Below are 11606 nucleotides of genomic sequence, written 5' to 3'. Positions count from 1 at the left end.
CATGCATCCCGACCACATCAATGGGTTAATCGATGAAGCCGGTGAGGCTGTGTTTGCGAACGCAGAACTTGTCGTCAACGAGGCCGAGCTCCAGTTCTTTCGAGATCCCATGTCGCCCTCACGCTCACCCGATGGCGAACCGCAGGAATTTTTTGAAGGGTTCCGGCGGGCTACCCGGCCGTATGGAGAGCGCATCCGGACGGTTCGTGACGGACCCGTCATGCCAGGGGTCATTGCTGTCACACAGGCCGGCCATACGCCCGGCCACACCGGCTGGCTCATTGAATCCGGCGGTGACTCTGTAATGATCTGGGGCGACATTGTTCATATGCCGCATCTACAATTTACGGCGCCCCAGGCAGCAACGATTCTTGACATAGACCGCGATCTGGCTGTGGCTACCAGGCGGCGTGCCTTGGATATGGCGGCTGCAGACAGGCTTCGCGTAGCCGGCATTCACCTGGACTTTCCTGCCTTCGGTCATGTCGAGCGACGAGGCGGTGGCTATGCCTTCGTTCCGGAGGTCTGGCGCGCGGTTGTCTGACGATTTGGCGTCCCTCTGTTGAGCGCCCCAATATCGATCTCTTGAAACTAGATGGGAGGAAGCAATGAATCCGGATCGCCGTCGGCTTTTGAAACTCGTGTCCGGTGCTGCGCTCGCTGGCGTTACGTCAACGGCACCTTTGCGGCCCGCCTTCGCGCAGCAGAAGCTGCGAATCGGATTGGTTGTCAAGGTCATGGGCATCAGCTATTTCGACGTGACCCGCGATGGTGGTCAGCAAGCGGCCGATGAACTAGGCAATGTCGAACTCGTTTACACGGGTCCGACCGCAGCGACCGTCGAACAGCAGATTGCGGTCATCGACGCGCTCGTCGCCCAGAAAATCGACGCTCTTGTCATCTCGGCCAACGACGCCACAGCCCTCATCCCTACAGGCAAGAAGGCGATGCAGCGTGGCATAAAGGTCATCTCCTTCGATTCTGCGATCGCGCCGGAAGGCCGCATAATGCATGTGAACGCCCCGCACGATGACTTAATCGGCGCCAATGACGTGCGCATGATCAGCAAGACGCTCGGTGGCGAAGGCGAGGTCGCAATTCTGTCGGCAACCTCGCAGGCAACCAACCAGAACCTCTGGATCGAGAAGATGAAGGAGGAGTGGCAGAAGGAGAAATATGCCAAGCTAAAGCTGGTCGGCGTGGTCTATGGCGACGACGCGGCGGACAAGAGCTATCGCGAGGCGCAGGGACTCATAAAAGCGTACCCAAATTTGAGGGCCATTATCTCGCCGACCGCCGTCGGCATTGTCTCCGCCTGCCGGGCGGTTACCGATGCAGGTCAGTTGGGCAAGATATTTGTTACTGGCCACGGCCTGCCTTCGGAGATGAAGCCAAACGTGCTTTCCGGTGTGACCGATACGTTCCAGCTTTGGAGTCCTGCTGATCTCGGCTACGCGGCCGTCATGTATGCCGGCATGCTCGCGCGTGGGCAAACCGACGGTGCAGCCAACAGCACCACCAAGATCGGTCGTCTCGGCGACATGACCGTAGAGGCGGACGGCAGCGCTTATCTCAAGGACCTGTTGGTATTCGATAAGTCGAACATCGAAGAGTGGGCGACGAAATTTTAAGCGTCAGGAGTTTCGGACGCCTGGTTGTGCGTGATCTCGAAGCGAACCAAAGTTTCGTCAACGGGCAAACTCTCGCGCTTTACGGGAGGTCGTGATTGCGGGCTTTTAATCAGCCGATCTGAACGAAGTTTGCCCCGGGGACACTTGCCGCAAGGGAAGTTTCGGCGCTCTGGGCCGGCATGCCGATCCGATCGTGCCGTTCGCATTCCTACCGGGCGGCACTGGGCTGAAGCTTCTGCGCTACGGGCGTGTCCGTGACGACCTTATTCTCGACGCAGAGCGCTTCTGTCTGGACACAGAAATTCGCCTTGTCAGTAGGGTGCAAGGGAATTGCTCCGTGGAGAGGGCGAACAGTTCGCAAATGATTCCGCGATACGCGGCGAACCCTAGTACCCGGCTGCAGCCAGCCCGTCAGCGTGCATCTCCAAACGCGATGACATGTTTTCCATATGAGACTCCCTCACGCCGGCAGTTGCGGTAAAAACCCTGGAAAAGCAACCCGAGCCACAGAATTGGGCTGAGCCCACGGTGTAGGCGGATATTTGTCGTGGGGGAGGAGCGTTGCCGCAACCCTACCATTTGCGCCATCGCCAGACAGTCTGGTTGGCGGCGATTATGCGCCCGAACCCTTGGTTCACACGATCCAAACCGCCTTAACACGACAAATATTAATGAGGAGGAATTAATAAATGCCAATGAAGACACTTGCTGCTGTCGGCCTGACAATAGCTATCGCTCTGACCGGTACTGTCCCGACATCAGCCCAGATGAAGAGCAGCACGTTCAACATTCTGATGCTGACTGATCTTTCCTCGGTCTATTCAGAAACCTCAGGTCCAGGTGATGTGGAATTCGCAAAGATGGCGGTCGAAGATTTCGGTGGCAAGGTCAACGGGGTTCCGATAAAAGTCATCGTCGTCGACAACAAGCTTGATCCGGCGCTGTCCGTCAACAAGGCACGCGAGATCATCGATTCCCAGGGCGTGAATCTGATAACGGACGTGTCGAGCTCGGCGGCCGCGATCGCTGTTGCCAAGCTTGCCAACGAACGACACATTCTGACGACTTTCGTCAGCCCAGGAACCATGGCACTTTCCAACGAGGCCTGCGGTAAATACACTTGGCACTACGGATACGATACTTCAGCCATGTCGGTCCCAGTCAAACAAATGACCAAGGAGGGCACTAAGAAGTGGTACTTTATCGCGGCTGACTTTGCCTTCGGTAAATCTCTGCTCGATTCTTTCTCAAAGGCTGTCAAGCAGAATGGCGGCGAAATCGTCGGGGTGGACATGGTGCCGTTCCCCAATGATGATTTCTCAAACTATCTCCTGAAAGCGCAGGCGGCGGGCGCGCAGGCCATCGGCATTCTTGAATCGGGTCAGGACCTGCGCAACGCGGTCAAGCAGGCACGAGAGTTCGGATTGATGGACGCCGGTATAAAGATTGTTCCCGGCCAGTTGAATCTGTCGGACGTCAAAGCTCTTGGCCCAGACACTTGGGCTGGCGTTAACGCCGCGCTGATCTGGTATTGGGATCTGGACGACGAGACCCGGAAATTCGCCAAACGCTTCCATGAGAAACTGAATTTCTATCCCGGCGACATCCACGCCGGGAACTATTCCGCCGTCTATCAGGTGCTGAAAACGGTCCAGGAACTCGGCACCGACGATCCCGACAAGGTGACGAAAGTCCTTGAAGGCCGACGTTTCAGCGACATGTTCGCGAAGGACGCGCTCATGCGCAAGAGCGACCATCTTGTGGTCAAGCGCACCTTCGTCGGTCAGGTCAAGCCCGCGTCGGGCGTGAAGAACGATAGTGACTTTTTTGATATCACCGGCTCGGTTCCAGGTGACGAGGCGTATTATCCGGAGACGGACAGCACCTGCAAGCACGACTGGGAGTAGGACGACATAGTTCCCGGAATCGGTTTATCGACGTCGCCGGGACGCATCTGGCCTGCAGGGATCCGGAGTTCTACCTAATGTCATATTATGCGATATTGCTCTTCAATGGGCTGGTGAGCGGCGGGGTCCTGGCGCTGATGAGCCTCGGAATGAGCATCATTTTCGGCATGATGCGCGTGGTCAATTTTATGCATGGCTCCATGTTCATGCTTGGCGCCGTCACCGCGTTGGTTCTGGGGTCTCAATTCGGCCTCTCGTTGTGGGTCGGCTTCCTCGTTTCAGCCGTCTTTGTTGGCACGACTGGCATCGTGCTGGAACGGCTGCTTATACGGCGCCTCTACGGCCTCGACCTTGCGTATGTTCTGATCCTAACGTTCGGCCTCTCGCTGATCATGCAAGACGTCGTCCGGATATTCTACGGTGTGACGTCCGCGCCCTATCTTGTGCCCGACCTTCTCAAAGGTGCCGTCAACCTTGGGTTCGTCTCCTATCCGAAATATCGTCTCTTTGTCGTCATAGTATCGATCGGCTTGTGTTTCGGTACATGGTTCGCGCTGGAGCGTACCCGTTTGGGCGCCCTTATCCGGGCGGCCTCGGAGCGGCCCGATCTCCTCAAATGCTTCGGTGGGAACGTACCCCTCCTCATTTCCGGGACATTCTTCTTTGCCTCGGCTCTGGCCGGGCTGGCTGGGGCGCTCTCGGCGCCGTTGCGCAACGTGTCACCCTTCATGGGCGAAGAGATGATCAATTTCGTCTTTGCTGTGGTCGTTGCCGGCGGGATGGGGTCGATTGCCGGCTCGGTGGTCATGGGCTTTGCATCCGGTCTCGTCTCGGCCATCGCAGCGATCTTCTATGCCCCGGCGTCCACCGCAGTCATTTACATCCTTATGCTTGTTGTGCTGCTGGTGCGGCCCGGCGGTATCTTCCAGGGCATCGACATCTCTCATTTCGCGCTTCACTACACACCGATGACGGAGCGCGCGCGACAGGTATTCCTGAGCAGGCCTGCCGCCTTGGTCGCGCTTGCTGCCGCCCTTCTGCTTCCTTGGGTGATCTATCCGGTCCTGGCGACCGATATCATCCTATGGGGATTGTTCGCCCTCGGTTTCGATCTTCTGTTCGCATTCGGTGGCCTGCTATCTTTCGGACAGGCGGCCTATTGGGGCACTTCCGCTTATATCACCGGCATTCTGATGGTTAAGCTCGGGGTCCCGATGCTACTTTCCGTGCTCACGGGTGTCGCCGCCAGTACGGCTGTCAGCCTCCTCTTCGGCTTGGTCGTCGCGCGAAAGAAGGGGATCTATTTCTCGATGATCACTTTCGCGTTCGCATCGATCGTATATTTCATCATCAACCAGTTTCCCGACTTTACGGGGGGCGAGGATGGCCTGCATGGGCTGGTTCGGCCGACACTCCTGGGGCTGGATCTGGGCGATGATAGGGTCTTCTACTATGTATCTCTGGGCGCTGTGGCACTGGTGGTCTACGCCATCCTACGGCTTCTCAAATCGCCTTATGGGCTCGCGCTTCTCGGCGCTCGCGAGAACGAGCAGCGCTTGATGAGCATTGGGTACAATGTATACAGCCTGCGAGTGAAGGCTTACGTGTTTTCGGCTTTGGTATGTTCGATCGGAGGCGCTTTTTATGCGCTAAACCATCAGTTCGTTACGCTCGAGATGGTCAGCTGGCGGGCGTCCGGAGAGCCGGTCATGATGACGCTTCTGGGCGGAGCAGGCACCATTTTCGGGCCATTCGTTGGCAGCGGCGTCGTCCTGATGATGCGCAGCCCGCTTTCGTCGATAACGGACAGCGGCAGCCTGTTCCTTGGCATTTTGTTCGTCACCATTGTGCTTCTGTTCCGCCGCGGCATACTCGGCGAAATCGTGCATTATTCCGTTGACCGCGTTCCACCCGCCGAAATGTCTGGCTCGGGCAGGCGATATGCATCGAAGCCCGATCGGGTTGTCGCTACGGGAGATGCAGCCGATGCCTGATTGTGGCCAGAACATTGGCGAGAGCGCTGGCGGAACCGTGATGCCGCTACTGGAACTGCAGTCCGTCACGATGAGTTTCGGCGGCTTCAAGGCGATCAATGACTTAAGCCTGAAATTCGAGAGAAAGCCGGTTTACGGCATCATCGGCCCTAATGGGGCCGGCAAGACGACTTTGTTCAACGTCTTGAGCGGGTTTTATCGGCCGAAGCGTGGTCGGCTGCTGTTCAACGGCCAGGACATGACTCGTTTACGTGCCGAGCAGTTTGCTCGCCAAGGTATCGTGCGCAGCTTTCAGATCACGAGCATCTTCCCCAATCTCTCGGTCATGGACAATGTCGTGCTGTCGGTGCAGCGCCGAGCAGACGGGGGTACGAAGGCCTTCGCAAAGATCGACTGGCATGAGGATCACCGGCCGGAAGCGTCGGCACTGCTGGATCAGGTCGGAATTCCGTCCTCTTTGCGCGGTCGACCCGCAGGGGACCTGCCATATGGCCGCAAACGCGCCTTGGAGCTCGCGATTTCCCTGGGAGCACACCCAACGATTCTCCTTCTCGACGAACCAACCGCTGGGATGACGACGGCAGATGTATCGCGTACGACGGACCTTATTGCGCAACTGTCCGTCGACCGCATGATCATCGTCGTGGAGCACAACCTCGGTGTCATCGCAAATGTCGCCGATGAGATCATTGTGTTGCAGCAGGGGGCGCTTCTAACGCGCGGTCGCTACGCCGACGTCCGACAGGATCCCCGGGTGATAGAAGCCTATTTGGGAAAGCGCCATTGAGCATGCTGGAGATAACGGATCTCGACGCCTATTATGGCGAAAGCCATATTTTGCAGGGCGTCAACTTGTCTGTCCAGACTGGCGAAGTGGTAACGTTGGTGGGGCGAAACGGTGCCGGCAAGACCACGCTGCTGAAGTCGATCATCGGCGATATTCCGCGACGAACCGGGAGCATCCGCTTCATCGGAACCGAAATCATCGATCTCTCGCCTGAGCGGATTTGCAAGATGCGGGTCGGTTTTGTGCCGGAAGACCGCGGAATTTTCTCGACGCTGAACGTATACGAGAATCTGTCGATCGGCCGTGCGAACGGAGACACCGCCTGGCCGCTCGACCGGATCTATGAGTATTTCCCGATCCTCAAAACCCGGCGCTCGCAAAAGGCCGCGTCGTTGTCGGGTGGGGAAAAGCAGATGCTAGCGATAGCGCGGCCCCTTTACATGGGCGCTTCGTTTCTGATGCTCGACGAGCCGACAGAGGGGCTGGCACCTGTCGTGGTCGATGCGATCGGTGCACTGATCAAAGATATCAAGTCCACAGGACTGACCATTCTCTTAGTCGAGCAGAATCTTCAATTCGCCGCCGAGGTCGCCGACCGGTACTACGTAATCGAAAATGGAAAAATCGTCAGAGAAATGACGAACCATCAGATGGCCGAAGATCAACAAAGTCTTCTTGATCACCTCGGAGTGTGAGGCACGACCAGGATGTTGTCGAGCTCCGGATGGCAATGGCGAATCAAACCTTTGACAACGCCCATCCTCGAGCTCCGCTGCCCGACCGCGAAAACGCCGGGGCACGCTCATGCGCGCTGTCGCCGATCCTGGCCTGCGCTGTCCCAGGACATCTCGATCGCAACGACACAGCCGAGTTACGCGCGAGGGCCAAGCCAACTTAGCGTTATGGTCAAAATGCAGTGATTGATCTTCTCTGTGGATTGCACTGAGGCACCCCTCCCAAAAAACTAATTGTCTTCTTGGTCTTAGGTTCGCCGGACCATACGAGAGAATATGAAGGAAACCGGTTGGCTAACCATCCCCTCTACGTATTGATTGTATATGCAAAGTTGACCCGCAGAGGCTAAAACAGTCGTTATTCGTCAGTGGTTTACGAAGCGGTTCGTCCATTTTGATTCAGGAAGCTGATCCAGCTATTTCGCTGCCCGAATTTAACTCATACCGAATGGCAGCTTTGCGTCCAATATCGGCCGTTCGGCCTCACCGGCATCGATCCCCCCAAAAGCGGCCGTTCGTTCCTCCGGGCAAGCGGTCGCTCAGGAATGCCTGGCTTCGGATAATCCAGTCAGTCCGCTTTGTGGGAACGGTGGGTCATAAGCAGCCGCATAGATTGGCTGAGAACGCCGTTGGCGGATGAGCATGGGAACGCGTTCCATTACCGGCGACGGCTTTCCGCCAGATGTCGGCTACACCGACGTTCGCCCCCGCAATGAAGCGTCACCTATGAACTCGGTCGGAGACAGTCGTTGTAGGGCGAGAACGTAGCGTTCCGACGCATCCGGAGGAGTTTTCAGTTGAGATTAAACGAACAAGCCCGGCCGTGAGGTCAGACGTCCGGCGGCCGAAACTCACGTACGACCTCGAACACGCCGGGCTCGAAAATCACAGTTTCCATGATCTCTCGAAGCGCGCTCATCGAGCTGCTGCCTGCGCGCATCGCCTGATATTCCGCGAGGCTTCGCCAGCGCGCATACATCACAACCCGCTCGCCATCCAGGCTCAGATGCAGTGTCGCGCCTTCGAAGCCAAGGGCCGTCGCGACCGACTCTTCTGTGACTTTGGTTAGCAGAGCTATCAATTCCGCCGGCTCTTCTGCCTTCAACCGGAAGGTGTTGATCAGAATGACGCGGCGCTGTTGTTTCGGCATCACGAAGCCCTTCCTTCCACGTGCGGCTGTGCGTCTTCAGAACCTGAGGCCGCCGCAGCTTGCAGCACGGCTTGCAGTTCCTGGTCGAGACGCTGCGCGACGACGTCAACCAGCGGGTCGCCGAACTGGCGGAAAACGGCGGCGGGCCGGTCGTACTCGAACGCCGAGCCTTCTCCGTCCTCTCGCAACAGGACGCGGATGGGTGCGTAAATCCCGGCGGAAAGCTGGTGGCGGGTCATCTTCGAGGCCGTAAGCGGGTTGCCAATGTCATACTGGATGGAGCGCCGCTTCTGGCCTGCGATCGCCAACAGCGCGCCATGGTCCCGGAAGCCGAAAATCGACAGGTTCGCCGAAGCTTCGAGCTCGCGCAAAGCGCGCTCGGCCTCGCCGTATCGCAGTAGTGTGAATATCCCATCGTCGATCCGCGGGACGAGGCTCTCAAGCCTGGCCTTCGTCTCGGTGAAGGGATTGGCGGATCGGATGGTGATGTGCTCGTTTGTGAACGGGCGTGTCTCGACCGTGGGGGTGGCCATTGGCTGTCTCCAAATGATGAGGGGCGGGATTTCGAGAGCGATTAGAAGGTTATTGACTTGCCCTGAGGACCTTCTCCACCCGCGCCGCGAGACCAAGGAGCGCGCGATCCTCGCTTTCTGGCCCGTCGAGCTCGAGGCCGATCGGGAGGCCATGGCTGTCAAGGCCGATCGGCAGGCTGAGCCCGGGTAGTCCAGCAGCGCTGGCGGGAATGGTGTTGTTGGCCAATGCCCGGAAATCAACCGCCTGGCCGCCCACGGTGAATTGCATCTGGCGCTCAACCCTCGGTGCCGTGCAGGGCGTCGTCGGGAAGATCAGCGCGTGGGCACCATGCCGCGTGAAAATCTCGCTCATGCGTTCCTTCACCGCCAGGCGGTCGGCAGTCAGGGCGTGATAAGCCTGCTCACTCAGGTAGCCCGGCGCGCCGGGTATGACGAAGTGGTCCCAGGCGTCCTTGACGCCTGCGCGCAGACCCACGTGCAGATCCTTGAAGGCGACGGGGATCGCGTGTCGCTCCAGGAAGTCGCTCAGCGAGGCCTTGGTCTCGCGGAAGAAGAGGCTCCACGTGGTCCGAAGGGCCAGCGCCTGGAAGTCCCCACCGAGATCGATCTCGACGATTTCGGCCCCCGCCTCGGCGAGGCGCAGGAGCGTGTTGCGGAACCGCGCCTCGACCTCGGGGTCCACTGGGTTCAGGTACTGGCGCGGCGCAAAGGCGAAACGGGTCCCCTTGAGATCGGCGCGAGAGTCCAGCTCCGCCGCCGGCGCACCGGTGACGACCTGATCGATCAGGACGCAATCCTCGACGCTTCGGGCGAAGACCCCCGTCGTATCGAGTGTGTGAGAGATCGGCGCGACCCCTGCGCGCGGCCAGCGGCGGGTTGTCGGCTTGAACCCCACGACGCCGCATAGGGAGGCGGGGACGCGGATTGACCCGATCGTGTCCCCGCCCAGCGTCGCCGGAGCGAGGCCGGCGGCGACCGCCGCCGCCGAACCGCTCGACGAACCGCCGGTTACATGGTCGGGCGCATGCGGGTTTCCGACCTGGCCATAAGGGCCGTTGTCGCCTGTCAAACCATAGGAAAGTTCGACCAGGTTGGTCTTCCCAAGCACGATCGCGCCCGCCGCCTTGAGCGTCGCAATGGCGTCCGCGTCCTCAGTTGGCTGGAAGTCTCTGAGCGAACCGACTCCCAGCGTCGTGCGCAAGCCGGCCGTGAGATAGCTGTCCTTGATGCCGAGGGGAACACCGAGCAGCGGCGCGTTCACGCCCTTGGCGCGGGCCTTGTCGGCTTCGCGGGCTGCGGAGAGGGCGCCAGGCTCGTCCAGGGTGATGAAAGCTCTCAGGCCCTCTTTCCGCCGCGCCTTGGCGAGAAGGGCAGAAACATAGTTTTCGGCGCTGATCTCGCCCCGGCGAATGGCTTCCGCCGCGCCCGACACGCCCAGCCGTGTGAGTTCTACCGCTTCTGGCACATTGGCATCGATGGCTCTGGTCTGCTGGTTCAGCATGAGCCTCTCCTCTCATTAGTAATCAGTTAGATGTTGCATGACATCTATTTGGATGTCATATAACATCTAACCTGTCAAGGCTCGTTCGTGAGCGGTAGCGAGGAAGCGTCGTTGAGGAAGTCAAACAAGGAAGCCGCTGAAACCCGGCGCGCCATCGTCACCGCGGCCGCAGACTGCATCCGGCGCACGGGCATCGCCGGGGCCAGTCTCTCGGACGTTATGGCTGCCGCCGGCCTCACCCACGGCGGCTTCTACAAGCATTTTCGCAACAGGGAGCAGCTGATAGCCGAGGCGCTCGTCGCTGCGGGCAACGCATCTGCGGACATGCTCGGGAAGGTCCGGGCAGAAAAGGGGCGGAACGCTGCGTTGGACCGCTACCTGTCCCCTGAGCATCGCGATGCGGGTACGCCTACCTGTCCAATGGCGGCGTTGGGGAGCGAAGCTGCCCGGTCCTCAGGTAAGACGCGGGCGGCGGCGGTGGCTGTCGTCGAAGAGATGATCGACGCGCTGGTCGAAGATCGATTTTCTGGGGAGGCCCGCGGCGAAGCCATGGTGGACTACGCCACCATGATCGGCGCAATGACCTTGGCCCGAATCGCGTCGGGGACGCCACTATCGGAGGAAATCCTTGAACGTGCAAGGAAGCGCCTGCGTCGATAGGCGCGCCCCGTCTGGACAGCGCCGTGACCGGCCCACTCGCGGCCTGCGGGCTGAACGTCCGTTACGGAAGACGGCCGCCCCAGCGTCGGTGCAGGACGGCCGGTTACGGCGCCGATAGCGATCCGAGCCGCAGGAGCTAGGCCGGCAGCCTTTGTTTCCAGCATAGCCCCGATAAGGGTCGCTTCGGCCAATTTCGGGGGCACCAGTTGGTCGTGTGTCCGCATTCTCGTTACACGGCCGTTCCATCATAGTTCCTTTCAGGTTGCGAGGGGGGCGGCGGCGGATGTCCGTGCCGTCTGCTGTGTTTTCAGGGTGGAATCAAACGGCCTCGGTCGCGGCGGCTTGCCGGACAAGCGCCGCGATCACCTCCACAAGAGGTGTCTTGCCTTTGACGCTGTTCTGTCCGTTATCTTTGAAGTCGATCCAGCCTTCGTTGAAGCCGTCGAGCATGCGCATGCGCGGCTGTGGGTTACGCGTACCCTGGGCACGGAACAGGCCCTCCCAGCTTTCCCGCGGGACGATCTCCACCCGCACCGGATGCCCGAGTGCCGACGCGAAGGCATTGGCGAGATCGTTGGGCGAGACCCGCGACGGGCCTTCAAGTTCCACGACCCGCTTGCCGGTCCACCCCTCGCGGATCAGATCGGCGGCAAGCCGGCCGATATCCTTCGTCGCCACCATGGCGAAGGTCTTGTCCGCCGGCTGGAGG

Annotated in this window: 10 protein-coding genes and 1 pseudogene; 7 read left to right on the top strand and 4 right to left on the bottom strand. The window is 59.4% G+C overall.

Annotation, left to right across the window (positions count from 1 at the left end; genetic code table 11):
* The 6 genes from EN893_RS05270 to EN893_RS05245 all read left to right on the top strand — a co-directional run.
* A partial coding sequence (locus tag EN893_RS05270) for an MBL fold metallo-hydrolase (protein ID WP_128361438.1) occupies positions 1–544 on the top strand: 544 nt, incomplete at its 5' end.
* A 64-nt stretch (positions 545–608) separates the two neighbouring features.
* Positions 609–1631 (top strand): rhamnose ABC transporter substrate-binding protein, encoded by a 1023-nt coding sequence (gene rhaS, locus EN893_RS05265; protein WP_024504919.1) that lies wholly within the window; start codon positions 609–611, stop codon positions 1629–1631.
* A 689-nt stretch (positions 1632–2320) separates the two neighbouring features.
* A complete protein-coding gene (locus EN893_RS05260) occupies positions 2321–3538 on the top strand; it encodes an ABC transporter substrate-binding protein (RefSeq protein WP_127267175.1) in 1218 nt (405 codons plus the stop codon).
* 77 nt (positions 3539–3615) lie between these two features.
* Positions 3616–5532 carry an ABC transporter permease gene (locus EN893_RS05255; RefSeq protein ID WP_128361437.1) on the top strand — a complete coding sequence of 639 codons (1917 nt, stop codon included), beginning with the start codon at positions 3616–3618 and terminating at the stop codon, positions 5530–5532.
* Positions 5525–6319, top strand: a complete 795-nt coding sequence (locus EN893_RS05250) for an ABC transporter ATP-binding protein (RefSeq protein WP_050580513.1) — start codon at positions 5525–5527, stop codon at positions 6317–6319. Before EN893_RS05255 ends, EN893_RS05250 begins: the two co-directional genes overlap by 8 nt.
* A 2-nt stretch (positions 6320–6321) precedes the next feature.
* Complete coding sequence (locus EN893_RS05245) at positions 6322–7014, top strand: ABC transporter ATP-binding protein (protein ID WP_127267179.1); 693 nt, start codon at positions 6322–6324, stop codon at positions 7012–7014.
* Positions 7015–7882: 868 nt separating this feature from the next.
* Here the strand turns inward: EN893_RS05245 and EN893_RS05240 are convergent.
* The 3 genes from EN893_RS05240 to EN893_RS05230 are packed head-to-tail and all read right to left on the bottom strand — an operon-like array spanning position 7883 to position 10237.
* Positions 7883–8203 carry an antibiotic biosynthesis monooxygenase gene (locus EN893_RS05240; protein WP_127269693.1) on the bottom strand — a complete coding sequence of 107 codons (321 nt, stop codon included), beginning with the start codon at positions 8201–8203 and terminating at the stop codon, positions 7883–7885.
* Positions 8203–8736 carry a DUF302 domain-containing protein gene (locus EN893_RS05235; RefSeq protein WP_127269695.1) on the bottom strand — a complete coding sequence of 178 codons (534 nt, stop codon included), beginning with the start codon at positions 8734–8736 and terminating at the stop codon, positions 8203–8205. The genes EN893_RS05240 and EN893_RS05235 overlap by 1 nt, the downstream gene beginning before the upstream one ends.
* Before the next feature lie 49 nt (positions 8737–8785).
* A complete protein-coding gene (locus tag EN893_RS05230) occupies positions 8786–10237 on the bottom strand; it encodes an amidase family protein (RefSeq protein ID WP_127273204.1) in 1452 nt (483 codons plus the stop codon).
* Between the two features lie 87 nt (positions 10238–10324).
* Here EN893_RS05230 and EN893_RS05225 point away from each other — a divergent pair, with 87 nt between their 5' ends.
* On the top strand, positions 10325–10897 hold the full coding sequence (locus EN893_RS05225; RefSeq protein ID WP_127269699.1) for a TetR family transcriptional regulator: 573 nt from the start codon (positions 10325–10327) through the stop codon (positions 10895–10897).
* Between the two features lie 318 nt (positions 10898–11215).
* Here EN893_RS05225 and EN893_RS05220 read toward each other — a convergent pair.
* Positions 11216–11606: pseudogene (locus EN893_RS05220) on the bottom strand (NmrA family transcriptional regulator); the annotation flags it as partial.

It is taken from the genome of Mesorhizobium sp. M7A.F.Ca.CA.004.04.2.1 (assembly GCF_004022825.1).
In the GTDB taxonomy this organism is placed as follows: domain Bacteria; phylum Pseudomonadota; class Alphaproteobacteria; order Rhizobiales; family Rhizobiaceae; genus Mesorhizobium.
This window is presented reverse-complemented; position numbering and strand designations above follow the sequence as displayed.

Excerpts from the sequence above, each read along its gene's own strand:
- rhaS (WP_024504919.1), top strand. The coding sequence starts at position 609 with ATGAATCCGGATCGCCGTCGGCTTTTGAAACTCGTGTCCGGTGCTGCG.
- EN893_RS05260 (WP_127267175.1), top strand. The coding sequence starts at position 2,321 with ATGCCAATGAAGACACTTGCTGCTGTCGGCCTGACAATAGCTATCGCT.
- EN893_RS05255 (WP_128361437.1), top strand. The coding sequence starts at position 3,616 with ATGTCATATTATGCGATATTGCTCTTCAATGGGCTGGTGAGCGGCGGG.
- EN893_RS05250 (WP_050580513.1), top strand. The coding sequence starts at position 5,525 with ATGCCTGATTGTGGCCAGAACATTGGCGAGAGCGCTGGCGGAACCGTG.
- EN893_RS05245 (WP_127267179.1), top strand. The coding sequence starts at position 6,322 with ATGCTGGAGATAACGGATCTCGACGCCTATTATGGCGAAAGCCATATT.
- EN893_RS05240 (WP_127269693.1), bottom strand. The coding sequence starts at position 8,203 with ATGCCGAAACAACAGCGCCGCGTCATTCTGATCAACACCTTCCGGTTG.
- EN893_RS05235 (WP_127269695.1), bottom strand. The coding sequence starts at position 8,736 with ATGGCCACCCCCACGGTCGAGACACGCCCGTTCACAAACGAGCACATC.
- EN893_RS05230 (WP_127273204.1), bottom strand. The coding sequence starts at position 10,237 with ATGCTGAACCAGCAGACCAGAGCCATCGATGCCAATGTGCCAGAAGCG.